The sequence below is a fragment of the Paraburkholderia sp. BL17N1 genome (assembly GCF_003634175.1).
Classification (GTDB): Bacteria; Pseudomonadota; Gammaproteobacteria; order Burkholderiales; family Burkholderiaceae; genus Paraburkholderia.
Genome location: NZ_RBIW01000001.1, coordinates 1,447,894 through 1,471,819 on the forward strand (window position 1 = coordinate 1,447,894; position 23,926 = coordinate 1,471,819).

At 61.2% G+C, this 23,926-nt stretch carries 21 protein-coding genes; 19 read left to right on the forward strand and 2 right to left on the reverse strand.

Annotation, left to right across the window (positions count from 1 at the left end):
• Position 1: 1 nt before the first annotated feature.
• The 15 genes from B0G82_RS06305 (at position 2) to B0G82_RS06375 (ending at position 15,855) form a co-directional block, all read left to right on the forward strand.
• Positions 2 to 754 carry an ABC transporter ATP-binding protein gene (locus tag B0G82_RS06305; protein ID WP_199730064.1) on the forward strand — a complete coding sequence of 251 codons (753 nt, stop codon included), beginning with the start codon at positions 2 to 4 and terminating at the stop codon, positions 752 to 754.
• Positions 755 to 929: 175 nt separating this feature from the next.
• On the forward strand, positions 930 to 2,888 hold the full coding sequence (gene mnmG / locus B0G82_RS06310) for a tRNA uridine-5-carboxymethylaminomethyl(34) synthesis enzyme MnmG (RefSeq protein ID WP_121306968.1): 1,959 nt from the start codon (positions 930 to 932) through the stop codon (positions 2,886 to 2,888).
• Positions 2,885 to 3,568, forward strand: coding sequence for a 16S rRNA (guanine(527)-N(7))-methyltransferase RsmG (rsmG, locus tag B0G82_RS06315; protein WP_116143572.1), 684 nt, complete (start codon positions 2,885 to 2,887; stop codon positions 3,566 to 3,568). Before mnmG ends, rsmG begins: the two co-directional genes overlap by 4 nt.
• A 93-nt stretch (positions 3,569 to 3,661) precedes the next feature.
• Positions 3,662 to 4,453, forward strand: coding sequence for a ParA family protein (locus B0G82_RS06320; RefSeq protein ID WP_121306969.1), 792 nt, complete (start codon positions 3,662 to 3,664; stop codon positions 4,451 to 4,453).
• Positions 4,454 to 4,471: 18 nt separating this feature from the next.
• Positions 4,472 to 5,359, forward strand: coding sequence for a ParB/RepB/Spo0J family partition protein (locus B0G82_RS06325; RefSeq protein ID WP_121306970.1), 888 nt, complete (start codon positions 4,472 to 4,474; stop codon positions 5,357 to 5,359).
• 831 nt (positions 5,360 to 6,190) lie between these two features.
• Positions 6,191 to 6,736: an ATP synthase subunit I gene (locus tag B0G82_RS06330; RefSeq protein ID WP_121306971.1), complete on the forward strand. Its 546-nt coding sequence runs from the start codon at positions 6,191 to 6,193 to the stop codon at positions 6,734 to 6,736.
• Positions 6,737 to 6,899: 163 nt separating this feature from the next.
• Positions 6,900 to 7,751: a F0F1 ATP synthase subunit A gene (atpB, locus tag B0G82_RS06335; protein ID WP_106284871.1), complete on the forward strand. Its 852-nt coding sequence runs from the start codon at positions 6,900 to 6,902 to the stop codon at positions 7,749 to 7,751.
• Positions 7,752 to 7,839: 88 nt separating this feature from the next.
• Positions 7,840 to 8,109 (forward strand): F0F1 ATP synthase subunit C, encoded by a 270-nt coding sequence (gene atpE / locus B0G82_RS06340; RefSeq protein WP_007180033.1) that lies wholly within the window; start codon positions 7,840 to 7,842, stop codon positions 8,107 to 8,109.
• Positions 8,110 to 8,245: 136 nt separating this feature from the next.
• The gene (locus B0G82_RS06345; RefSeq protein ID WP_106284870.1) at positions 8,246 to 8,716 is read left to right on the forward strand and encodes a F0F1 ATP synthase subunit B; all 471 of its coding nucleotides are present in this window, start codon (positions 8,246 to 8,248) and stop codon (positions 8,714 to 8,716) included.
• A 2-nt stretch (positions 8,717 to 8,718) separates the two neighbouring features.
• On the forward strand, positions 8,719 to 9,258 hold the full coding sequence (locus B0G82_RS06350; RefSeq protein WP_006050846.1) for a F0F1 ATP synthase subunit delta: 540 nt from the start codon (positions 8,719 to 8,721) through the stop codon (positions 9,256 to 9,258).
• A 58-nt stretch (positions 9,259 to 9,316) separates the two neighbouring features.
• The gene (gene atpA, locus B0G82_RS06355; protein ID WP_116118562.1) at positions 9,317 to 10,858 is read left to right on the forward strand and encodes a F0F1 ATP synthase subunit alpha; all 1,542 of its coding nucleotides are present in this window, start codon (positions 9,317 to 9,319) and stop codon (positions 10,856 to 10,858) included.
• Positions 10,859 to 10,997: 139 nt separating this feature from the next.
• Complete coding sequence (gene atpG, locus B0G82_RS06360; RefSeq protein WP_106284868.1) at positions 10,998 to 11,882, forward strand: F0F1 ATP synthase subunit gamma; 885 nt, start codon at positions 10,998 to 11,000, stop codon at positions 11,880 to 11,882.
• A gap of 116 nt (positions 11,883 to 11,998) precedes the next feature.
• Positions 11,999 to 13,393 carry a F0F1 ATP synthase subunit beta gene (gene atpD, locus B0G82_RS06365; RefSeq protein WP_121306972.1) on the forward strand — a complete coding sequence of 465 codons (1,395 nt, stop codon included), beginning with the start codon at positions 11,999 to 12,001 and terminating at the stop codon, positions 13,391 to 13,393.
• A gap of 70 nt (positions 13,394 to 13,463) precedes the next feature.
• Complete coding sequence (locus B0G82_RS06370) at positions 13,464 to 13,889, forward strand: F0F1 ATP synthase subunit epsilon (protein ID WP_012434800.1); 426 nt, start codon at positions 13,464 to 13,466, stop codon at positions 13,887 to 13,889.
• 235 nt (positions 13,890 to 14,124) lie between these two features.
• A complete protein-coding gene (locus tag B0G82_RS06375; protein WP_121306973.1) occupies positions 14,125 to 15,855 on the forward strand; it encodes an AMP-binding protein in 1,731 nt (576 codons plus the stop codon).
• An 882-nt stretch (positions 15,856 to 16,737) separates the two neighbouring features.
• Here B0G82_RS06375 and B0G82_RS06380 read toward each other — a convergent pair.
• Positions 16,738 to 17,535, reverse strand: a complete 798-nt coding sequence (locus B0G82_RS06380) for a transporter substrate-binding domain-containing protein (protein WP_116143584.1) — start codon at positions 17,533 to 17,535, stop codon at positions 16,738 to 16,740.
• 218 nt (positions 17,536 to 17,753) lie between these two features.
• Here B0G82_RS06380 and hemE point away from each other — a divergent pair, with 218 nt between their 5' ends.
• The 4 genes from hemE to B0G82_RS06400 all read left to right on the forward strand — a co-directional run bounded on the left by hemE (position 17,754) and on the right by B0G82_RS06400 (position 23,403).
• Positions 17,754 to 18,854 carry a uroporphyrinogen decarboxylase gene (gene hemE, locus B0G82_RS06385; RefSeq protein ID WP_121306974.1) on the forward strand — a complete coding sequence of 367 codons (1,101 nt, stop codon included), beginning with the start codon at positions 17,754 to 17,756 and terminating at the stop codon, positions 18,852 to 18,854.
• A gap of 465 nt (positions 18,855 to 19,319) precedes the next feature.
• Positions 19,320 to 21,566, forward strand: a complete 2,247-nt coding sequence (locus tag B0G82_RS06390) for a primosomal protein N' (RefSeq protein ID WP_199730065.1) — start codon at positions 19,320 to 19,322, stop codon at positions 21,564 to 21,566.
• Between the two features lie 170 nt (positions 21,567 to 21,736).
• Positions 21,737 to 23,158: a putative sulfate exporter family transporter gene (locus B0G82_RS06395; RefSeq protein WP_121308629.1), complete on the forward strand. Its 1,422-nt coding sequence runs from the start codon at positions 21,737 to 21,739 to the stop codon at positions 23,156 to 23,158.
• Positions 23,158 to 23,403: a hypothetical protein gene (locus B0G82_RS06400; protein WP_121306975.1), complete on the forward strand. Its 246-nt coding sequence runs from the start codon at positions 23,158 to 23,160 to the stop codon at positions 23,401 to 23,403. The genes B0G82_RS06395 and B0G82_RS06400 overlap by 1 nt, the downstream gene beginning before the upstream one ends.
• Before the next feature lie 124 nt (positions 23,404 to 23,527).
• Here B0G82_RS06400 and B0G82_RS39995 read toward each other — a convergent pair whose 3' ends face one another.
• Entirely contained in the window at positions 23,528 to 23,698 is a 171-nt protein-coding gene (locus tag B0G82_RS39995) for a hypothetical protein (protein WP_181916799.1), read from the reverse strand.
• Positions 23,699 to 23,926 lie beyond the last annotated feature (228 nt).

Sequence of the window (23,926 nt, forward strand, 5' to 3'; positions counted from 1 at the left end):
GATGAATGCTGCCGGCCCGATTCTCGATGTGGACGGTTTGTCGGTCCGCTATGGCAAGGTGGAGGCGCTGCACGGCGCGGCGATCAAGGTGCGAGCCGGCCAGATTGTCTCGGTAATCGGCCCGAACGGTGCGGGCAAGTCCACGCTGTTGAACGCGATCATGGGCGCGTTGCCAACCACGGGCCATGCGAAGGGCACCGTCCTGTACCAAGGCGAAGACGTCAGCGCCGTGCCGGTCGAGAAGCGTGTGTCGCGCGGTATGTGTCTCGTGCCGGAGAAACGCGAGTTGTTTGCGTCGATGACAGTGGAAGACAACCTCGTCCTGGGCGCCTATCGGCGCAAACGGGCAGGGGAGCGCAACTTCCTGGATCAGCTCGAACCGGTCTTTACCCTGTTTCCGCGGCTGAAAGAGCGGCGCAAGCAGGCTGCCGGAACTTTGTCCGGTGGCGAGCGGCAGATGCTCGCAGTGGGCCGGGCGCTCATGGGCAAGCCGGACCTGCTGATGCTGGACGAGCCGAGTCTCGGTCTCGCACCGTTGATCGTGAAAGAAATCTTCCACATCATCAGCGCGCTGCGGCAGACCGGCGTTGCGACATTGCTGATCGAACAGAATGCGCGCGCCGCGCTGCAAATCTCCGATTACGGCTATGTGCTGGAAACCGGTGAACTGGCGCTCGAAGGGCCGGCGGCGGACTTGGCGCAGAATCCGCGTGTGATCGAAACCTATCTTGGGCTGGCGAAGAAAGTGGCTTAGCGCCTGAGTTTGCTTCTGTTTCCGGCTTGTTCAAAGCGGCGTGTTTCACGTGAAACACGCCGCTTTTTCATAGGTTGGCCATTCGGACGAAATTCGGGCCTAAACCGAACCCGCTATAATTCGCCCATACTTTTCTTTTGAAGGCTCACGCGATGATCTGGCGTGAGATCTCGCGATGCTCTTTCCCACAGAATTTGACGTAATCGTCGTCGGCGGTGGTCATGCCGGCACCGAAGCCGCTTTAGCCTCGGCGCGCATGGGTAATACGACGCTCCTGTTGACCCACAATATCGAAACCCTCGGCCAGATGAGCTGCAATCCGTCGATCGGCGGCATTGGCAAGGGCCATCTCGTGAAGGAGGTCGATGCGCTCGGCGGTGCAATGGCGGCCGCCACCGATGAGGGCGGCATCCAGTTCCGCATCCTGAATTCGTCGAAGGGTCCGGCCGTCCGTGCGACGCGCGCCCAGGCTGACCGTCTGCTGTATAAGCAGGCTATCCGGCATCGGCTGGAGAATCAGCCGAACCTGTGGCTTTTCCAGCAGGCTGTCGACGATCTGATGGTGGAGGGCGATCGCGTCGTTGGTGCTGTTACGCAGGTGGGAATTCGTTTTCGGGCGCGCGCGGTGATCCTGACGGCCGGGACGTTCCTTGACGGCAAGATTCATGTCGGTCTGAACAACTACACTGGCGGCCGCGCCGGCGATCCGGCTGCGGTGTCGTTGTCCGCGCGTCTGAAGGAACTGAAGCTGCCACAAGGTCGGCTCAAGACAGGGACGCCACCGCGAATTGACGGTCGCACGATCGATTTTTCCCAACTTGAGGAGCAGCCGGGCGATCTGGATCCGGTGCCGGTCTTCTCGTTTCTTGGGCGCGTTGAGCAGCATCCGCGGCAAGTGCCGTGCTGGGTGACGCACACCAACGAACGCACGCACGACATTATTCGCGGCGGTCTCGACCGTTCGCCGATGTACACCGGCGTGATCGAGGGGGTGGGGCCGCGCTATTGCCCGTCGATCGAGGACAAGATTCACCGATTCGCGTCGAAAGAATCGCATCAGATTTTCCTCGAACCGGAAGGCCTGACGACCAATGAGTTCTATCCCAACGGAATTTCCACAAGCCTGCCGTTCGATGTGCAACTGGAACTCGTTCGCTCAATGCGCGGGTTGGAGCACGCACACATCCTGCGGCCGGGTTATGCGATTGAGTATGACTACTTTGACCCGCGCGGGCTGAAGGCATCGCTGGAAACCAAGGTGATCCATGGGCTGTTCTTCGCCGGTCAGATCAACGGTACGACTGGCTATGAAGAGGCGGCGGCGCAGGGTCTGCTGGCGGGCATCAATGCAGGTCTGTTTGTGCAAGGCAAGGAAGCGTGGTGCCCGCGCCGTGATGAAGCTTATCTTGGTGTGCTCGTCGACGATCTGGTGACGCGCGGCGTGTCTGAGCCGTACCGCATGTTTACAAGCCGCGCGGAATATCGCTTGAGCTTGCGCGAAGACAACGCGGATATGCGCCTTACTGAGATTGGTCGTGAACTCGGTGTCGTTGACGACACCCGCTGGGACGCTTTCAGCCGCAAGCGCGATGCTGTTTCACGTGAAACAGAGCGTCTTCGCACGACGTGGGTTAATCCTAAGACCTTACCGGCAGACGAGGCGACTACGTTGCTGGGCAAGCCGATCGACCATGAGTACAGCCTGGCGGACCTGCTGCGTCGACCGGGCGTGTCCTACGACGGGGTTTGCGGCTTGCGCGCCGGCGCCTGTGCCGCGCCGGAGACCTTGGCCGAAGACGATGTTCTGCTCGCCCAGATTAAGGAACAGATCGAAATCGGCATTAAATATCAGGGCTATATCGAGCGCCAGGCCGGCGAAATCGAGCGAAACGAGGCGCACGAGAGTACGCGCTTGCCCGACGGGCTGGACTATGCGGAAGTTCGCGGGCTGTCATTCGAAGCACGCCAGAAGCTAACGCAATTTCGCCCTGAGACCATTGGGCAGGCGTCGCGTATTTCGGGCATCACGCCGGCGGCGATTTCCTTGTTGATGGTCCATCTGAAGCGCGGGCTGGGCCGTCGTCCGACGAAACCCGCCGAACCTGGCACAGACAGCACGCCGGTGACGCAATGACGTTGAGCCAGAAGGGGAGTGGCCGGGAAGCGTTGGCGCCGTTGCTTGAGGCCGGTGTTCGCGAACTCGGGCTCAAGTTGAGTGACGCGCAACTCGGCAAACTGCTCGACTATGTCGCGTTGTTGTCGAAGTGGAACGCCGTCTATAACCTCACGGCGATCCGCGATCCGCGCCAGATGCTGGTTCAGCATATTCTGGATTCGCTTTCGATCGTGCCGCACCTCGCGCCGCTAGGCGCGTCCTCCGTGCTCGACGTTGGCTCGGGTGGCGGTCTGCCGGGCATTGTGCTCGCGATTGTCCTGCCAGAATGGACCGTGACCGTGAACGACATCGTTCACAAAAAGACGGCGTTCCAGGCGCAGGCCAAGGCTGAACTCGGCCTTGCGAATCTCTCCGTGGTAACCGGCCGGGTCGAGACTTTGCAGCCAGGCGCCGAAGTACCGGCAAAGTTCGACGTAATTGTCTCGCGCGCATTCGCAGAGCTCGCGGATTTCGTTACACTGGCCCGTCATCTGGTTGCGGAGCAGGGCGCGATCTGGGCCATGAAAGGGGTGCGCCCGGACGGCGAGATCCAACGCTTGCCGGCGGGCGCCCACGTGGAACAGGTTATCCGGCTGAACGTGCCGTCGCTCGATGCCGAGCGGCATCTGATCAAAGTTTTGGTGGATGTTGCCAGCTAGCAGACTAGCGGCTGGCACATACCGGCCTCTTAGCCGCACCAGCATCACCCACGATTTTTACTTCATCCAAGCTGCAAAAGGGACACTCCAACGATGGCAAAAATCTTCTGCGTTGCGAACCAGAAGGGCGGCGTCGGCAAAACGACGACCACAGTCAATCTGGCCGCGAGCTTGGCAGCGCAGGGACAGCGAGTCCTACTCATCGACCTGGACCCGCAGGGCAACGCCACGATGGGCAGCGGCATCGATAAGGCTGCGTGCGCAAACACTGTCTACGAAGTGCTGGTGGACGGTGTTGCGGTGTCCGATGCACGAGTGCGGCCGGAGGCAGTCGATTACGACGTGCTGCCCGCGAACCGCGAACTCGCCGGCGCCGAAGTCGAATTGGTCAGTGTGCAGAACCGTGAGCGGCAATTGAAGATTGCACTCGCGGCAGTCGAAAACGAATATGATTTCGTGCTGATCGACTGCCCGCCGGCCTTGTCGCTGCTGACCCTCAACGGCCTGTGCGCCGCGCACGGCGTCGTGATCCCGATGCAGTGCGAGTACTTCGCACTCGAAGGCTTGTCCGATCTGGTCAACACCATCAAACAGGTGCACGCGAACCTCAACCGCGACCTGAAGGTGATCGGTCTGTTGCGCGTGATGTTCGACCCGCGCATCACGTTGCAGCAGCAAGTCTCGGATCAGCTGAAAGAGCATTTCGGCGACAAGGTGTTCGACGTGGTGATCCCGCGCAACGTGCGTCTCGCCGAGGCTCCGAGCTATGGTTTGCCGGGCGTGGTGTTCGACAGGGCATCGCGCGGTGCGCAGGCGTATGTGCAGTTCGGCGCGGAAATGATTGAGCGGGTGCGCGCGTTGAATGACGCGCCCCAGGCATCCTAAGCGGATCGAGGAAGCACGATGAACGCAGTAGCGAGAAAGAAGGGATTGGGCCGTGGTCTGGAAGCATTGCTGGGCGGCACGGCAGACATTACCGAGGCAGTAACGATTGAAGGTGCGCCGAATGTGCTGCCGCTTAGCAGGATGCAAGCGGGCAAATATCAGCCACGTACGCGCATGGACGAGGGCGCATTGCAAGAACTGGCGGCCAGCATCCGTGCGCAAGGGGTGATGCAGCCGATTCTCGTGCGTCCTATCTCGGCGGACAAGTACGAGATCATCGCCGGCGAAAGGCGGTTTCGCGCGGCCCGTCTCGCGGGCCTCGAAGAAGTGCCGGTGCTGGTGAAAAACGTGCCGGACCAGGCTGCCGCCGCGATGGCGCTGATCGAGAACATTCAGCGTGAAGATCTGAATCCGCTGGAAGAAGCGCAGGGGATCCAGCGCTTGCTCGACGAGTTCAATTTCACGCACGAACAGGCAGCGGAGTCGGTCGGCCGCTCGCGCAGCGCGGTATCGAATCTGCTGCGTCTGCTTAACCTGGCGTCGCCCGTACAAACGATGCTGCTGGCCGGCGACCTCGACATGGGCCACGCCCGCGCACTGCTGGCCGTCGACGCCGCGACGCAAATCACGTTGGCCAACCAGGTGGTTAACAAGCGCATGTCGGTGCGCGAAACCGAAAAGCTTGTGACGGCGACTACAAAGGCCGCGCCGGCGGTGAAGGCGCGTGCGAATGGCGATGGCGGCCGCGATACTCGCCGGTTGGAAGAAGAACTGTCGGACTTGCTGGCGGCAACGGTCAAGATCAAACTCGGCCGACGCGGGCGCGGTCAGGTGCTGGTGGACTTCGGCGATCTGGATGCGTTGGAGGGCATTCTGGTCCGGTTGCGTGGTAACGCCACCGCCTGATTGACGAGTTGACCGGGAAGGGCACCTGATAGCTTGCGATAAGGCCTGTTGCCGATCGCAAGCTGTTGGATTCACCGTGGATCATTTGACGCGGCGGGTTTGCAAAAAGCGCATGGCTTCTTTGATCGGATTTTGCGACCTACCAGTGATCCATATCAACATCCGACGGATTCCTAAATAAAGTGGCGTGGGATAATCAGGATGACTCATATATCCGGTCATTTCACGGGCGCTTGCTCGCCGCGAGGATTGGGGCCGTCGGCGCGCGTGACGGCCACGTCGGCGTCGCGATACGGAGCATTTGAGCCCAACTGGTGTCAGGAGCCGCGAAGCGGCCAGGCCGCAATCTCCACGGGACAACTTTGGCGAGGAGGGCGTGTCCGAAGCAAAGGCTGAAACTTGACCGCCTCCTCGCCGGCACATTGAATCGGCGCAAACGAGGGGATACTTCTCGACAACGCTTTCTCGTGGATATTCCCATTGCGCCTACCCGGCAGTGCCCGCAATGTCCATATGCTTAGGCAAAAATCGGCGTTTGTTGCATTTTCGAGACGTCGGCCACGGCGTTTAAACGAGCCATCAGCGAGGACAAATTCTTCCGTCTTAGGCAGCGTGTTTTGGCGCTGCCCGACAGCCTTACATTTGACGTGTTTCGCCCGGCGAAACAGCGGCTCCCGCATGGTGAGGAGCCTTTTCACGCGGGTTATTGAACGGCCTAAAGTCTTGAATTGCCTGCAACTATCGCTTACAATCGCCCGGATTTAATTGCACGGGAACCCCGTAAGCGCAGCGTAAGCTCGCGGGCTGGAACAAGACTTTCGGAACACTGCGATGGCGGTCAAAACGTCGAATCAAGCGCCGAAGAATGGGCACGACGAACACCGCGCTGAACGCAAGGATTCCGTTGCGTCCACCGGTCAGCAAGCAGCACCTGGCGAAGCGTGGGATGTCGAGCAGCAAGATAACAATATCGTTCCGCTCACGCGGGCCGAAGCTGAAAAGCTATTTGGTCCCACCGTGAGCCGTCCATCGCGCGTCACGCCTTTCAAGGTCGTGGCAGCGCAAATGGTTTTGTCCCTGGGTGCTACGCTGGTGTGGTGGCTGTTCTACAAGCCGCCGGGCGCTGCTGCGTTGTCCGCGTTCCTGGGAGGAGCGATCTGCTGGGTGCCGAGCGCGTTGTTCGCGGCACGACTGAGAACGCTGAGCGGCGCCAAAACAGCAATGAGCTGGATGATCGGCGAAGCGCTCAAGATGGGGACAACGATCGCGATGTTTGTAGCCATCGCCTTCTGGTATCACGACGTACGCTGGGTTCCGCTGCTCGTGACCTACCTCATCGCGCTCAAGACGTACTGGATCGCCTTGGCCTGGCGCTAAGGTAGCAGCAACGAAAGTGGCAGCAAAAAATTCAGGCTGGCGCGCAGCGCCGGCATCAGGAGTGCGGATATGACACGATCCGCACCCGGCGTGTTCCCGCAATACAGCATTGCTGCGGGAGCGGCCTAAGACGATTTTCGACAATTTGGGTGGCATTAACGATATGGCAGCTAGCGAAGGCACGCGCGCTCTGGATCCGTCCGAGTACATCGCGCACCACTTGCAGAACTTTTCCACCGCGCACCAGACGTCGATTTTCGACATTCACGTCTGGAATCTGGACACCCTTTTCTGGTCGATCGTATGCGGTCTGGCCACGATCCTGATTCTGCATCTCGCTGCCCGCAAGGCAACGTCCGGCGTGCCGGGCCGTTTCCAATGCGCGATCGAAATGCTGGTTGAAATGGTCGAGGATCAATCGAAGTCGATGATCCACGGCACGCGCACCTTCATCGCGCCGCTGGCGTTGACCGTGTTCGTCTGGGTTGCCCTCATGAACTCGCTCGACTTCATCCCCGTCGATCTGCCGGGCCGCGTGATCGGTTGGCTGGGTCTGTCGGAAGTCATCCCCCATCACCGCATCGTGCCGACCGCCGACCTGAACGGCACGCTCGGCATCGCACTCGGCGTGTTCGCGCTGATGATTTACTACAACTTCAAGATCAAGGGCGCAGGCGGCTTCGTACATGAATTGCTGTCCGCTCCGTTCGGCGCGCATCCGCTCCTGTGGATCCCGAACCTTGCATTGAACATCATCGAGTTCGTCGCAAAGACGGTCTCGCTCGGCATGCGGCTGTTCGGCAACATGTACGCGGGCGAACTGTTGTTCCTGCTGATTGCCCTGCTCGGCAGCATGTGGGGTTTCGGCGCGGACGCGTCAGTGCTCGGCTTCATCGGCCACGTCATCGCTGGCACGGTTTGGGCGATCTTCCACATCCTGATCGTTCTGCTGCAAGCATTTATTTTCATGATGCTGACGCTGGTGTACATCGGCCAGGCACACGACAGCCACTAATCGCGGCTTGTCGAACGACGTTTTAGTTTTGTTTCATTTAAATCCCAGTTCCAACCAGTTCTAAAAGACTTTTCACAAAGGAGTGATCATGCAAGCTTTCATCGCCAACATCCAGGGTCTGACCGCCATCGGTATCGGCATCATCATCGGCCTGGGTGCAATCGGCGCCTGTATCGGTATCGGCCTGATGGGCGGCAAGTACATCGAAGCATGTGCACGTCAGCCGGAACTGATGAACCCGCTGCAAACCAAGATGTTCCTGCTGGCTGGTCTGATCGATGCGGCGTTCCTGATTGGCGTTGGTGTGGCAATGCTGTTTGCGTTCGCGAACCCGCTGCTGTCGAAGCTGGCAGGCTGAGGTTCCTCGGAAGTTTGCGCCTGAGCTATAACTAGTGAGGGCGCAGGGCGGAACGGGCACTCGGGCGCTGATCGAACAGAATCGATGAGCGCCTTGCCGTTTCACTTTCCGAACTAGCAACGTTTAAGGAAACACCGTGAATCTCAACGCAACCCTGTTTGCGCAAATGGTCGTGTTCCTGATCCTCGCGTGGTTCACGATGAAGTTCGTGTGGCCGCCGCTGATCAACGCCCTCGACGAGCGCTCGAAGAAGATTGCTGACGGTTTGTCGGCTGCTGAAAAGGGCAAGGCAGAACTCGAAGCCGCTCACAAGCGCGTCGACCAGGAACTCGCTCAGGCACGCAACGACGGTCAGCAACGTATTGCTGACGCAGAAAAGCGCGCTGTGGCAGTCGCTGACGAAATCAAGGCTCAAGCACAGGCTGAAGCCGCTCGCATCATCGCGCAAGCGAAGGCCGACGCGGATCAGCAAGTCGTGAAGGCGCGCGAAACGCTGCGCGGTGAAGTCGCCGCACTCGCTGTGAAGGGCGCTGAACAGATCCTGAAGCGCGAAGTCGACCAGGCAGCTCACGCTGACCTGCTGAATCAACTGAAAGCCGAGCTCTGATCATGGCCGAACTTGCAACCATCGCCCGTCCGTACGCAGAAGCGCTGTTTGGCGTGGCCGAAGCTGGTGACATCGCCGCCTGGTCCACGCTCGTGCAGGAGCTGGCACAGGTTGCGCGTCTGCCCGAAGTGCTGTCGATCGCCTCGAGCCCGAAAGTAAGCCGCGCCCAGGTCAGCGAACTGCTGCTGGCTGCGGTCAAGTCGCCGCTCAAGGACAACGCGCAAGCGAAGAATCTGGTGCAAATGCTAGTGGACAACCATCGTCTGCAATTGCTGCCGGAAATTGCTGTGCAGTTCGAAGAGTTGAAGAACGCCCGCGAAGGGGCGGCCGACGTGCTGATCGTCAGCGCATTCCCGCTCGAAGGCGCGCAGTTGAACGACCTCGTCGCAAGTCTCGAACGCAAGTTCAAACGCAAGCTGAAGCCGACGGTCGAGATCGACTCGTCGTTGATCGGCGGCGTGCGCGTGACGGTCGGCGATGAAGTGCTCGATACCTCGGTCCGCGCGCGGCTTGCCAGCATGCAAACGGCTCTGACGGCCTGAAGCGCCTTATGCGCTGAAGCGGCTGGCACGCAACAGAATTGACTATCAGGAGCGAATAATGCAACTCAATCCCTCTGAGATCAGCGAGCTGATCAAGAGCCGGATCCAGGGCCTTGAAGCGAGCGCAGACGTTCGCAACCAGGGCACTGTGATCTCCGTGACCGACGGTATCGTGCGTATTCACGGCCTGTCGGAAGTGATGCAGGGCGAAATGCTCGAATTCCCGGGCAACACCTTCGGTCTCGCACTGAACCTCGAGCGCGACTCGGTCGGCGCCGTGATTCTGGGTGAGTACGAACACATTTCGGAAGGCGACATCGTCAAGACGACGGGCCGCATTCTGGAAGTGCCGGTGGGTCCGGAACTGCTCGGCCGCGTGGTCGACGCACTCGGCAACCCGATCGACGGCAAGGGCCCGATCAACGCGAAAAAGACCGACGCGATCGAGAAGATTGCTCCGGGCGTGATCTGGCGTAAATCGGTTTCGGAACCGGTCCAAACCGGTCTGAAGTCGATCGACGCGATGGTGCCGGTTGGCCGTGGCCAGCGCGAGCTGATCATCGGCGACCGCCAGTGCGGCAAGACCGCAGTCGCAGTCGACGCGATCATCAACCAGAAGGGCAAGAACCTCTTCTGTATCTACGTCGCGATCGGCCAGAAAGCTTCGTCGATCATGAATGTGGTGCGCAAGCTGGAAGAAACCGGCGCGCTGGAATACACGATCGTCGTGGCCGCTTCGGCTTCGGAATCGGCTGCCATGCAATATCTGGCACCGTACGCCGGCTGCACGATGGGCGAATACTTCCGCGACCGCGGTCAAGACGCGCTGATCGTTTATGACGATTTGACCAAGCAAGCTTGGGCATACCGTCAGATCTCGCTGCTGCTGCGCCGCCCTCCGGGCCGTGAAGCGTATCCGGGCGACGTGTTCTATCTGCACTCGCGTCTGCTGGAGCGTGCTGCTCGCGTGTCGGAAGACTACGTCGAGAAGTTCACCAACGGCGAAGTGAAGGGCAAGAGCGGTTCGCTGACGGCACTGCCGGTCATTGAAACGCAAGCCGGCGACGTGACCGCATTCGTTCCGACGAACGTGATCTCGATTACCGACGGCCAGATCTTCCTGGAAACCGACCTCTTCAACGCAGGTATCCGCCCGGCAATTAACGCCGGCGTGTCGGTGTCGCGCGTCGGTGGTGCGGCTCAGACGAAGGTCGTGAAGAAGCTGTCGGGCGGTATCCGTACCGACCTCGCGCAGTACCGTGAACTGGCTGCGTTCGCGCAGTTCGCATCGGACCTCGACGAAGCCACCCGCAAGCAACTGGAGCGCGGCCGCCGCGTGACGGAACTGCTGAAGCAGCCGCAATATCAGCCGCTGCAAGTGTGGGAACTGGCTGTCGCGCTGTTCGCAGCGAACAACGGCTACCTCGACGATCTGGAAGTTGCGCAAGTGCTGCCGTTCGAAAAGGGTCTGCGCGACTACCTGAAGACGAAGCACGCAGACCTGATCAAGCGCGTCGAAGACACCAAGGAACTCTCGAAGGACGACGAAGCCCTGCTGCACACGGCTCTCAAAGACTTCAAGAAGTCCGGCGCTTATTGATCCGCGAGTGACCCGCAAGGCATAAACGGACCTTGAAGCGGCGCGGGCCGCAGGCGACTGAACCCGCGCTGCTTCGATCGCTTTGCATGGGACCCGAGTAAGCGCTGAAGCGCTAACTCGGGCCGACAAGGAGCAAGCAATGGCTGGAATGAAGGAAATTCGCGGCAAGATCAAGAGCGTGCAAAACACGCGCAAGATCACGAAAGCGATGGAGATGGTGGCCGCATCGAAGATGCGCCGCGCTCAGGAGCGCATGCGCGCTGCTCGCCCGTACGCCGACAAGGTCCGCGATATCGCTGCGCACATGAGCCGTGCGAACCCGGAGTATCGTCACCCGTTCATGGTGTCGAACGAAGGCGCGAAGGCGGCCGGCATCATCCTCGTCACGACTGATAAAGGTCTGTGCGGCGGTATGAACACCAACGTGCTGCGCGCGTCGCTGCAGAAGTTCAAGGAACTGGAAGGCCAGGGCAAGACGATCGAAGCAACTGCGATCGGCACCAAGGGTCTGGGTTTCCTGAACCGTTTGCGCGCCAAGGTAGTGTCGAATGTCGTGCATCTGGGCGACACGCCGCATCTGGAAAAGCTGATTGGCGCGGTGAAGGTGCAACTCGACCTGTACTCCGAAGGCAAGGTTTCGGCGGTGTACCTCGCGTACACGCGCTTCGTCAACACGATGAAGCAGGAGCCGGTGATCGAGCAGCTGCTGCCGCTGTCGGCAGACCAGTTCGAGCGCAAGGAAGAAGACGGTACGACGCCGAGCACGCAGTGGGACTACATCTACGAGCCGGATGCGCAGGCAGTGGTGGACGAACTGCTGGTGCGTTATGTCGAAGCGCTGGTCTATCAGGCCGTCGCGGAAAACATGGCATCGGAACAGTCGGCACGCATGGTCGCGATGAAGGCCGCTTCGGACAATGCGAAGACGGTCATCAACGAACTGCAGCTCGTGTACAACAAGAGCCGTCAGGCCGCGATCACGAAAGAACTGTCGGAAATCGTCGGTGGCGCGGCGGCAGTCTGACCTTGACGGTCAGGCACGCTGCTTCGAGTGCGCCTTCGCGGCGCACCCCGGCTAGGCGCCCCCATCCAAACTGCGCCTTTGCGCGAGTGAAGAATTGAGTATCTAAAGGAAAAGCGATGAGTACTACTGCTTTGGTAGAAGGCAAGATCGTACAGTGCATCGGCGCGGTGATCGACGTGGAATTTCCGCGCGACCAGATGCCGAAGATTTACGACGCGCTCATTCTCGACGGTTCGGAATTGACCCTCGAAGTCCAGCAACAGCTGGGCGACGGCGTCGTCCGTACCATCTGTCTGGGTGCATCGGACGGTCTGCGCCGTGGTACGACGGTGAAGAACACCGGCAAACCGATCAGCGTGCCGGTCGGCAAGCCGACTCTGGGCCGGATCATGGACGTGCTGGGTCGCCCGATCGACGAAGCCGGCCCGATCAACTCGGACGTGGTTCGCGGTATTCACCAGAAGGCTCCGGCGTTCGACGAACTGTCGCCGTCGACGGAACTGCTCGAAACCGGCATCAAGGTTATCGACCTGATCTGCCCGTTCGCCAAGGGCGGTAAGGTGGGCCTGTTCGGTGGCGCCGGCGTCGGCAAGACCGTGAACATGATGGAACTGATCAACAACATCGCTAAGGAACACGGTGGTTACTCCGTGTTCGCCGGTGTTGGCGAGCGTACCCGCGAAGGGAACGACTTCTATCACGAAATGAAGGACTCGAACGTTCTCGACAAGGTCGCGCTGGTGTACGGCCAGATGAACGAGCCGCCGGGCAACCGTCTGCGCGTTGCGCTGACCGGTCTGACGATGGCTGAGCACTTCCGTGACGAAGGTCTCGACGTGTTGTTCTTCGTGGACAACATCTACCGTTTCACGCTGGCAGGCACGGAAGTGTCGGCTCTGCTCGGCCGTATGCCGTCGGCAGTGGGCTATCAGCCTACTTTGGCTGAAGAAATGGGTAAGCTGCAAGAGCGTATTACGTCGACCAAGACCGGTTCGATCACGTCGGTTCAGGCCGTGTACGTCCCTGCGGATGACTTGACCGACCCGTCGCCGGCTACGACTTTCGGCCACCTGGACGCAACGGTCGTGTTGTCGCGTGACATCGCTTCGCTGGGTATCTACCCGGCAGTCGACCCGCTCGATTCGACCTCGCGTCAGATCGACCCGAACGTGATCGGTGAAGAGCACTACTCGATCACGCGCGGCGTGCAGCAAACGCTGCAGCGCTACAAGGAACTGCGCGACATTATCGCGATTCTGGGCATGGACGAACTGGCGCCGGAAGACAAGCTCGCCGTGGCGCGCGCTCGTAAGATCCAGCGTTTCCTGTCGCAGCCGTTCCACGTCGCTGAAGTGTTCACGGGCTCGCCGGGCAAGTACGTGCCGCTGAAGGAAACGATCCGTGGCTTCAAGATGATCGTTGACGGCGAGTGCGACCACCTGCCGGAACAAGCGTTCTACATGGTCGGCACGATCGACGAAGCCTTCGAAAAGGCCAAGAAGATCCAGTAAAGGTCGGGTGTATAGAAGCGGGCGGCCGGCCAATGCCGGTGCCCTCGAGTTACGCTCACCAGGAGTCGATATGGCAACCATTAAAGTAGACGTCGTCAGCGCGGAAGAGCAAATCTTCTCGGGCCAGGCGAAGTTCGTCGCGCTGCCGGGCGAAGCAGGTGAACTCGGTATTCTGCCGGGCCACACGCCGCTCATCACGCGGATTCGTCCGGGTGCGGTGCGCATCGAAGCTGAAAACGGTGAAGAAGAGTTTGTCTTCGTCGCCGGCGGCATTCTCGAAATCCAGCCGGGCGCTGTGACGGTTCTCGCCGACACGGCTATTCGCGGCAAGGATCTCGACGAAGCCAAGGCTGAAGATGCACGCAAGCGTGCGGAAGAAGCGCTGCAGAACACGGGTTCGAACCTCGAATACGCGACCGCGCAAGCGGAACTGGCGTACGCGACGGCTCAACTCGCTGCGATCCAGCGCCTGCGCAAGCTGCGCGGTCAGAACTAGGCAATACGTATCAGAGAGAAAGCAGCCTTCGTGGCTGCTTTTTTTTGACCTCGACTTGACGTTTACGGAAAGGTAAGCAAAATCGTGCTTTTGTGGCAATCGGCGCCCAAACCCGGCCGGTCCGGCAATGCGGTGCGGGTAACACTTGATGCCGGACCGACATACGCCGGTGGCACAATCGATTTCAAATTCATTTCAATAGACGAGCTTCCGCTGAGCTCACGGAGACAACACCATGGCAACGCATGTGTCAGGCGAAGGTGCACTCATCGAACCCAAAGACGGGCTGTCGTATGTCCGCGGGTCGACCGACATTCCGCTGAGCGAAGCGACGGTCGGCCGGTTTCTGCGCGACACTGCGGCACGCTTTCCGGATCGTCCTGCCGTGGTGTTTCGCGAGCAACGGATTCGGTGGACCTGGAGGGAGTTCGCTGACGAAGTCGACATTTTGGCGGCAGGGCTGCTCACACTCGGTATTGCGAAGGGTGACCGTGTGGGCATCTGGTCGCCGAATCGCGTCGAGTGGCTGCTGACCCAGTTCGCGACCGCGCGAATCGGCGCCGTACTGGTCAACATCAATCCAGCCTATCGGCTCGCGGAACTCGAGTACGCGCTGAATAAGGTTGGCTGCAAGGCGATCATCGCCGCCGAGCGCTTCAAGGCATCTATGTACCTGGAAATGCTGCAGGAGCTCGCGCCCGAACTGGCCACGCAGGCGCCCGGTGAACTGCACGCGGCAAGGTTGCCCGAGTTGCGCTACGTGATTCGCATGTGCGACACGGAAACGCCCGGCATGCTGACCTTTTCCGACGTGATCGAGCAGGGACGCGCGTCGCTCGACGTGGCCAGGCTCGACGCGATCGGCGCGACGCTCTCGTGCCATGAGCCGATCAATATCCAGTTCACCAGCGGCACGACGGGCAATCCGAAGGGCGCAACGCTGACCCACAGCAACGTGGTGAACAACGCGCGCTACATTGCCATGGCAATGCGGCTGAGCGAGCAGGACGGCTTATGCATTCCGGTGCCGCTGTACCACTGCTTCGGCATGGTGCTGGCAGTGCTGGCTTGCGTATCGGTCGGCGCTAATATGGTGTTTCCAGGCGAAGGCTTCGACCCTGCCGCGACGCTGGCCGCGGTCGCGGAAGAGCAGTGCACCGCGTTGCATGGTGTACCGACCATGTTCATCGCCGAACTCGATCATCCGAACTTCGCCAGCTACGACTTCTCGCGCCTACGCACCGGCATCATGGCGGGCTCGCCTTGTCCGATCGAGACGATGAAGAAGGTCGTTTCCAGAATGCATCTGAGCGAAATCACCATTGCCTATGGCATGACGGAAACCAGTCCGGTCTCGTTCCAAAGCTCGACGACCGACCCGCTCGACAAGCGTACGACAACGGTCGGCCGCATCCAGCCGCATCTCGAAGTGAAAATCGTCGATCCTCTCGGCGAGATCGTGGCGGTGGGCGAAACGGGTGAGCTTTGCACGCGTGGATATTCAGTGATGCAGGGGTATTGGGGCGACGAGGCGAAGACGCGCGAAAGCATTGTCGATGGCTGGATGCATACCGGCGATTTGGCGACGCTCGACGCAGAAGGCTACTGCAACATCGTCGGCCGTCTGAAGGACATGCTGATTCGCGGCGGCGAGAACATCTATCCGCGCGAAATTGAAGAGTTTCTGTTCCGCCACCCGAAGATCCAGAGCGTGCAGGTGTTCGGCGTACCCGACACAAAGTACGGCGAAGAGGTGTGCGCGTGGGTCGTATTGCGAGCTGGCGAGCAGGCGACAGCCGAAGAGATCCAGCAGTTCTGTCAGGGGCAGATTGCGCACTATAAGGTGCCCAAATACATCCGTTTCGTCGACGAACTGCCCATGACGGTAACCGGCAAGGTGCAGAAGTTCATCATGCGCGAGCTGATGATCAGCGAGTTGAAGCTGCGGGAAGACAAGACGGCGTGACAGCTAATCGCTGGGCCGTGCCGGCAAAATCATTGCGCGACCCGGACCAGCCAACAAGGCACGAAGGACGAACCTGGTGGAACCAACCGTTTGCCGCACAAGTCGCTAAAACCCGCGAACGTGCCCGAAACAGCGCGCTACCGCACTGCGCAAACGTTTGGCCAGACGAAAAAAAAGCGGGCCTGGAGCCCGCTAAAAACCACACGCTACGGGGTTAGCGCGAGGAGACCAAAGAAGGAACCGACTGAGACGACGACCCTACGTCGACTACGGCCCCAGCAGGGATGCCCCTTCACAGGGCTTCGGCATAGGCCGACCGGCAAGTGCATCGTATCCGCTCACACCACGCACACAGCCACATCCGTGTTGAAACCGTTGAGGGCATTGTGGGCGAATTAATCTACGAGCGCGGTAACAAAGTGTTTCAGGTTGTAACGCCCGCCAGATAAGGCATTGCAGGACATATTGCCAAAACACGACGATTTAAACGCAATTTTTACCGATGACTCAGTCGCAATTTCATACGCATGATTGATGCTATTCGCGAAGCATAATGCGGCGTAATCCGTTAAGTCGATGCCGCATGAAATGGTTGCACGTTCATCTTTTGGACAATTGATTCCCCGCTTTGCAGGTGCTGGCCAGCAGTCACCAACTTCTGTTATCCAACGTACGCAGCCGTATTGCGTTGCAGCATCCGTACGGACACGCAATTGGGGCGCAAAGAATGCGTTCGCGGCGAGCTGCGTACGCACTATTTTTTAGGTTTTATTTAATAGCGCCCGGTAAGTTACACGATTGGCGCGCGAGCGTGATCATTTGGCGTTTCTCGACCGCCGCCGTTTTACAGTGAAAAAAGGGGCGGCCAAGAAACGCTTCAGGCTACTTCAACCACTTGTCCGAAATGGCTTGATACTCGCCTGTTGCCCGCGCAAGGTGCAACCACTGGTTGACGTATTGCTGAAACGACACATCGCCACGCGGCAGCAGCCAAGCCTTTTCACCATACTGGAAGGGTTTGTCCGGGTGAACCGAGCAAAGTCCGGGGTTTAGCTTCTGCTGCAGCAGGGTTTCCGACGCGTCCGTCACCATCACGTCCGCTTTGCCGGCGAGGATCTGCTTGAAGATCGTCACGTTATCCGGATACACGGTCAAGTTCGCATGCGGAAAGTACTGTTTCGCGAAGCGCTCGTTGGTGCCGCCAGGATTGACGATCACGCGTGTCGCCGGTTGGTCGATCTGGGCGACGGTTTGATATTTGTTGACGTCGTCGCACCGAACGATCGGCGTCTTGCCGTCGACCATGTAGGCCTCGGTGAAAAACGCGCGCTTCTGCCGCTCGAGGGTCGGCGACACACCGCCCACGCCCACGTCGCACTTGGCGACAAAGTCGTTCATCAGATTCGACCACGACGTCTTGACGTACTCCGTCTTGACGCCGAGCGACTTGGCGAGCGACTCGGTCATGTCGATGTCGATGCCTTCAAACTGCCCGTCCGCCTTGTAAAACGAGTACGGTTTGTAGTCGCCCGTCGTGCAGGCGCGCAGCGTGCCGCGCGCGAGAATTTCGTCGAGTCGCGAGGGCGTTGCGGTGGCGGCGCTGGTCTGTGCCCCGGCCACGCCTGCGTGCATCAAAACGCCGGCCAGTGCGCCGAGCAGTGCGAGTGCTGCCTTGTTCATCGAGTCTCCTTGGTTGTATGTAATTGTCTGGTAAGTCCGTTGGATGATAGCCCGGCAATTCGCGCTTGAACATTGGCCGTTCAGCCAGGTCATGACGCCGCGGCCGGCGCGCGGAAAACCGGCCGCGAGCGACGTGTCCGACAGTTATTGGCCGGATCAAGCACGATGCGGCGAGCCGGCTCCGGTAAAATGCCCCTTTGCCCTCAGTCGTACGCAACGTGGCCCATAAACTCCTGAACGACACTTTCCTGCGCGCGCTGCTGCGCCAGCCGACCGACTACACACCGATCTGGCTGATGCGGCAAGCTGGCCGCTATCTGCCGGAATACAACGCCACGCGTGGTCGCGCGGGCAGTTTCCTCGGTTTGGCGAAGAACCCGTCGTTCGCGACGGAAGTCACGTTGCAGCCGCTCGAGCGTTATCCGCTCGACGCCGCGATCTTGTTCTCGGACATCCTCACTGTGCCCGACGCCATGGGCCTCGGCCTCGAGTTCGTGACCGGCGAGGGTCCCAAGTTTGTTCGCCCGGTTCGCACGGAAGACGACGTCGCACGGCTCGCTGTGCCGGACATCGACGCCACGCTGCGCTACGTGACCGAAGCCGTGCGCGAAATTCGCACGGCGCTGACCGACGCGCAAGGTCGTCAACGCGTACCGCTGATCGGCTTTTCGGGCAGTCCGTGGACGCTCGCGTGTTACATGGTCGAAGGCGGCGGGTCGGCAGATTTCCGTACGGTCAAGTCGATGCTTTATGCCCGTCCCGATCTGATGCACCGCATTCTCGACATCAACGCGCGCTCGGTCGCGGCGTATCTGAACGCGCAGATCGAAGCTGGCGCGCAAGCCGTGATGATTTTCGACACGTGGGGCGGGGCGCTGGCAGACGGTGTGTATCAGCGTTTCTCGCTGCACTACATCCAGCAGGTGGTGAGTCAGCTGAAGCGCGAGCACGACGGCGAGAAAGTCCCGGTCATTACGTTCACGAAGGGTGGTGGCCTGTGGCTCGACGAGATCGCCGAAACCGGCGTCGATGCGGTCGGCCTCGACTGGACGGTCAACCTGAGCAAGGCGCGCGAACGCGTAGGCGGGAAGGTGGCGCTACAGGGCAATATCGATCCCTCGGTGTTGTTCGCGCCGCCGGCTTCGATCCGCATGGAAGCTCGTGCGGTGCTCGACAGCTTCGGGAATCATCCGGGCCACGTGTTCAATCTCGGCCACGGTATTTCGCAGTTCACGCCGCCGGAGAATGTCGCTGAACTGGTGGACGAAGTGCACCGTCATAGCCGGGCGATCCGCAGCGGCGCTCATGCACCGGCCTGAAGCCGTAATCGTTACCATTTTTTGTTGCATTGCAGCGAACTGGGCTCTCGGTCTAAGGGCAAATTTGCAGCTAACAGGCCGTCAGATGGCGGTCTTGCGAAAGTCAAGACTTGACTTATGCACATTCATCACGCTGCGGCGCGGTAGAAGCTTTAGTCGTGTCCTGGCCCTTGCACTTTGCAGGCGTATTTGATCTAAGCCTTGTCTGGCAAGGGTTTCCCGGGTTCGGGACAGACTGTGCGGAATCCCACAGAAGGCCGCTGCGGCGCGGTTCCCGGGCCGTCCGGGCAAAGTTCTCAACAAAGTTATCCACAGGCACGCGGACCGATTGCAATTGTTCAGCCGAATCCAAAACTTAGCGCCGAAATTGAAGTTTTACTTTAACTTCTACGGATTCGCCGTCTGCTCGATGGGCCTCGCGATGTGGCATCGTGTCGCGCTCGTTCCCCTGGCCGTTGCTGGCGCGTGAGCGACGTGTTCGTCCGCGTCGCGCTCGACCATCCGCTGCCGACTCTGTTCGACTACCGCTGCGACACGCCTGAGCCTGTCGCGCCGGGCAGGCTGGTCAGCGTGCCGTTCGGGAAACGCCACGTCGTCGGGCTCGTCTGCGAAGTGACCGCTCACAGCGACGTGCCGGCCGATCGTCTTCGCTCGGTGAGTGGCGTGTGCACAGCTTGCCCGCCGGTGTCGTCGGAATGGCTGAAGCTGGCCGCGTTCGCCGCCGACTACTACCAGCGTGGTCTCGGAGAGGTCGCGTTGCCCGCATTGCCGCAAGCGCTACGCGATGCGTCGCGCTGGTCGCGCCTGTTCGCGCCGGAAGAGCGCTACAGCCTCACGCCCGCAGGCCGCGCTGCGTTGCCTGAAGCCCTGCCGGCTCGGGCGAGCGCGTTGCGGAAGCTGGCGCAGGCGTTGGCCGGGACCGAGTTTATGCTTGCCGCCGATGCTCGCGCGCTGCACCCCAAAGCAATGACAACGCTCGACGCGTGGCAGGCGGAAGGCTGGATCGCGCTAGATATTGTCGAGGCCGCGGCGGCGTTGGCCGCGGTCGCTTCGCCTGACGCGCCCGCCCCCACGCTGCCCACGCTCACGGACGAGCAAGCGGCCGCCGTCGAAGCCATCCGCGATGCCGACGGTTTTGCGCCGTTCCTGCTGCATGGCGTTACGGGCAGTGGCAAGACGGAGGTCTATTTGCGCGCGCTCGCGGAGATTCTCGCCGCAAAGCCCGACGCCCAGGCGCTTGTCCTCGTCCCCGAAATCAATCTCACGCCGCAGTTCGAAGCGGCCTTCCGCGCGCGTTTCGCCGCGCTCGAGGGCACGTCGATCGTCACGCTGCACAGCGGCCTCGCGGAAGGCGAGCGCGCCCGCAACTGGTTCGCCGCGCACACCGGCCGCGCGCGGATCGTGCTCGGCACGCGGCTGGCGGTGCTGGCCTCGCTGCCGAAGCTCGCGATCATTGTCGTCGACGAGGAGCACGATCCGGCCTACAAGCAGCAGGAAGGCCTGCGCTATTCGGCGCGCGACCTGGCGATCTACCGCGCCAAGCAACTCGGCTTGCCGGTCGTGCTGGGTTCGGCCACGCCGTCGCTGGAGAGCTGGTGGCAGGCCGACCAGGGCCGCTACAAGCGGCTCACGTTGTCGCGCCGTGCCGTCGCCGAGGCCGTATTGCCGACCGTCAAACTGATCGATCTGGAAGAGGAGCGGCGGCGCGGGCGGGCATCGGTGGAAGGTTTGTCGGGGCCGCTGATCGCGGCGCTGAAGGTGCGACTCGAACGCGGCGAGCAAAGCCTCGTGTTCCTGAACCGCCGCGGTTATGCGCCGCAGCTTGCCTGCGATGCCTGCGGCTGGGTCGCCGGTTGTCCACGATGCAGCGCGTATGTCGTGCTGCATAAGCCCGAGCGCGCGCTGCGCTGTCACCACTGCGGCTGGGAAGCGCGTATCCCGCGTTCGTGCCCGGAGTGCGGCAACGTCGATATCGCGCCGATGGGCCGTGGCACGCAGCGCGTCGAAGAGACGCTGGCGAGCGCGGTGCCCGGCGCCCGCATCTTGCGCATCGACGCCGACAGCACGCGTCGTAAAGGCAGCGCGCAGGCGCTGTTCTCCGACGTCCACGCGGGCGAAGTCGACATCCTCGTCGGCACGCAGATGATCGCCAAAGGCCACGACTTTCAGCGCGTGTCGCTGGTCGGCGTGCTGAACGCCGATACCGCGTTGTTTTCCCACGACTTCCGCGCGAGCGAACGGCTTTTCGCGCAACTGATGCAAGTGAGCGGCCGGGCAGGCCGTGCGGGTTTGCCGGGCGAAGTGCTGGTGCAGACGCGCTATCCGCGCCACGCGCTTTATCACGCGCTGGGCCGCCACGACTACGTCGGCTTCGCCAACTCCACGCTGGCCGAACGACGCGACGCCCATTTGCCGCCGTTCGTCTATCAGGCTTTGCTGCGCGCCGAAGGCCGCACGCTCGAAGCCGCGCTCGCCTTCCTGCAACAGGCGGCGGCCGAGTTGACCGGCATTGCGGCTGCCGAACGTGTGACCGTCTACGACGCCGTGCCGCTCACCATCGTCAAAGTGATGCATGTGCACCGCGCGCAATTGCTGATCGAGAGCGCGTCGCGGGCCGCCTTGCAGGCGACCTTGCGTGCGTGGCAGCCGCTGCTGCGCAGCCTGAAAGGTGTGCTGCGCTGGAATCTGGAAGTCGATCCGCTCGACATCTAAGGCGCATCGCCGGGGCGACGCCGCCGTTACTTCTTTCGGTCATATTCTTAGAGCGAATGGTCGTTTCGTTTTGCAACGCCGCTCGCCTATATTTCGCCGAATCGGCGCACTTTCGGGCAAAACTCCAACACCTTGGCGCCGAGGCAACTCAACTTACTCGGGGCATGGCGATGAGCGATACGAACCCAGCACTACAACCCGGCGCGGCGTCGACGAACCGGCCTGGCACCCACGGTGGCGGGCTCTTTTCGACTGAAGACTGGTGGGCCGTGTGGGTCGGCCTGATGGTGATCGTAGTCGCCTGGGCGCTGTTCGCGTCGGGCAGCAGCATCAAGTGGCTGGCGGTGGCGCCGGCCAAATGGTCGAGCGTGGCGCAGGCCGCGCAGGACGTCGGCAAGCATTTGCCGAACTATGCCGCGCTGTTTATAGCGTTCGCGCTGCTCTTCGGCGTAAGCCTGGCGGCGCTCAAGCAGCGGGTCGGCGCCTTCCTGGCGTCGTTCCTGATTCTGTTCATCGCGTCGGCGCTGATTTTCACGCTGGGCGCGTGGGTCAACGCGTCGAAGTACAACCTCGAGCCGCCGCTCGTCGCGCTGGCGCTGGGCCTGCTGATCTCGAACGTGTTCACGCTGCCTGAATGGTTTTCGGCCGGCTTGCGCGTCGAGTTTTATATCAAGGTCGGCATCGTGCTGCTCGGTGCGACGTTGCCGTTCACGTTGCTGGTGTGGGCGGGACCGGTTGCGGTCGGGCAGGCCACCATCGTCTCGCTCGTCACGTTCTTCGTGATCTTCTTTGCCGCGAAAGCGTTCGGCCTCGACCGGCGTTTTGCCGCTGTGCTCGGCGTCGGCGGCGCGGTGTGCGGCGTCTCGGCGGCCATCGCGATTGCTGGCGCAGTGCGCGCCAAGCGCGAGCAGGCCTCGGTGGCAATCACGCTGGTGGTGCTGTGGGCGATCGTGATGATCTTCGTGTTGCCGTTCGCATCCCGCTCGCTCGGCCTGTCGACTGCAGTCGCCGGCGCGTGGATCGGCACGTCTGAATTCGCCGACGCCGCCGGCATCGCGGCCGCTCAAGCGTACGGCGACTTTGCGAAACACGCGGGCGGTGCGATTGCCGGCGCGCCGGAGGCGTCGTTGCAGGCGTTCACGCTGATGAAAGTGGTCGGCCGCGATATCTGGATCGGCATCTGGGCGTTCGTGCTGGCGATCGTCGCGACGACGCGCTGGGAATCGCAGGACAGCGGCGTCAAAGCCAAGGCCAACGCCGGCGAGATCTGGGCGCGCTTCCCGAAATTTGTGATCGGTTTCGTGATCGCGTCCGCGCTGGTGACGTGGATCGCCAGCCACTATTCGCTGGTCGATTACCGCAAAGTCGTGACGCCCGAATTCGTCGCGCCGATCACGGCGTTGCGCACGTGGGCGTTCACTTTCTGCTTCCTGAGCATCGGGCTGACCACGCGCTTGCGCTCGCTCACTGCAACCGGCCTGAAGCCGTTCCTCGCATTCACGGTGGGCGTGGTGGTCAATATCGCCATCGGTTACACGCTTTCCGCGCACGTGTTCGCGCCGTACTGGAATAGCTTGGGGCAGGGCTCGTGATGAGGCGCACTGTCCGCCTCGACAGCGCGGCGCAGGCGCGCGATGAAACGCACGCGCCGTGCTGCGCGGGCTGCCGGCATCGCGCTGAGAATCGGGACTCGTTGGAGCAGGGCATTCCGGGTCTCGCCGTGTTCGGTTCCGCATTCGGCGCGAGCGTGGCGGACAGCCGGCTCTGCCGGTTGCACGACCAACTCGTCTCACCCGGCGACAGTTGCGCAAGGTTCGAACCGGTTCATCAACTTTGACGCGCGCCTAAGCCAGCCGCGGCGCCGAGCCCGGCGATGTCAGCGTTCCGCCAGCGCGTCAGCCGAAGATAGTCCTCGCTCTTTCCGGCACGGAACGCCGGACGCGTCCATTCACTTCTTCAGTTCACTCGTTTAACGCGGTCCGCGCGTCGCCTACCGATGCGCGCGACGCCGCGGGCACGTGTTCCTCGTCGGGCTCGCGCCTGCCTGGGCCACTCGTCGCGCCGCGCATGAACAACACCGCGCAAGTCGCGCACATCGCCCAGATGCCCAGTATTACCAGCCACTTTTCCATTTCACCTGTCCTCGCCTGTCTTCTAAAACCCCGTACCGTTTTTTTGTGCGTGCCCGGAGGCCGCGTGCCGCTATGTTCCGTATAACGGCGCGCCGACCCGTTCTGATAAGGGTAAATGCAAAAAGAATCACGCCAGGGAAAGTACTAAGCGCAACCACTGCGCCAGCGGCCAGCGCGATCTGGCGCAAACCCTCGCCACACAAGGCTCTCAGCAGGGTGCAACCACGC

Coding starts and splice junctions, on each gene's coding strand:
- B0G82_RS06305 (WP_199730064.1), top strand. CDS start 2: ATGAATGCTGCCGGCCCGATTCTCGATGTGGACGGTTTGTCGGTCCGC.
- mnmG (WP_121306968.1), top strand. CDS start 930: ATGCTCTTTCCCACAGAATTTGACGTAATCGTCGTCGGCGGTGGTCAT.
- rsmG (WP_116143572.1), top strand. CDS start 2,885: ATGACGTTGAGCCAGAAGGGGAGTGGCCGGGAAGCGTTGGCGCCGTTG.
- B0G82_RS06320 (WP_121306969.1), top strand. CDS start 3,662: ATGGCAAAAATCTTCTGCGTTGCGAACCAGAAGGGCGGCGTCGGCAAA.
- B0G82_RS06325 (WP_121306970.1), top strand. CDS start 4,472: ATGAACGCAGTAGCGAGAAAGAAGGGATTGGGCCGTGGTCTGGAAGCA.
- B0G82_RS06330 (WP_121306971.1), top strand. CDS start 6,191: ATGGCGGTCAAAACGTCGAATCAAGCGCCGAAGAATGGGCACGACGAA.
- atpB (WP_106284871.1), top strand. CDS start 6,900: ATGGCAGCTAGCGAAGGCACGCGCGCTCTGGATCCGTCCGAGTACATC.
- atpE (WP_007180033.1), top strand. CDS start 7,840: ATGCAAGCTTTCATCGCCAACATCCAGGGTCTGACCGCCATCGGTATC.
- B0G82_RS06350 (WP_006050846.1), top strand. CDS start 8,719: ATGGCCGAACTTGCAACCATCGCCCGTCCGTACGCAGAAGCGCTGTTT.
- atpA (WP_116118562.1), top strand. CDS start 9,317: ATGCAACTCAATCCCTCTGAGATCAGCGAGCTGATCAAGAGCCGGATC.
- atpG (WP_106284868.1), top strand. CDS start 10,998: ATGGCTGGAATGAAGGAAATTCGCGGCAAGATCAAGAGCGTGCAAAAC.
- atpD (WP_121306972.1), top strand. CDS start 11,999: ATGAGTACTACTGCTTTGGTAGAAGGCAAGATCGTACAGTGCATCGGC.
- B0G82_RS06370 (WP_012434800.1), top strand. CDS start 13,464: ATGGCAACCATTAAAGTAGACGTCGTCAGCGCGGAAGAGCAAATCTTC.
- B0G82_RS06375 (WP_121306973.1), top strand. CDS start 14,125: ATGGCAACGCATGTGTCAGGCGAAGGTGCACTCATCGAACCCAAAGAC.
- B0G82_RS06380 (WP_116143584.1), bottom strand. CDS start 17,535: ATGAACAAGGCAGCACTCGCACTGCTCGGCGCACTGGCCGGCGTTTTG.
- B0G82_RS06395 (WP_121308629.1), top strand. CDS start 21,737: ATGAGCGATACGAACCCAGCACTACAACCCGGCGCGGCGTCGACGAAC.
- B0G82_RS06400 (WP_121306975.1), top strand. CDS start 23,158: ATGAGGCGCACTGTCCGCCTCGACAGCGCGGCGCAGGCGCGCGATGAA.
- B0G82_RS39995 (WP_181916799.1), bottom strand. CDS start 23,698: ATGGAAAAGTGGCTGGTAATACTGGGCATCTGGGCGATGTGCGCGACT.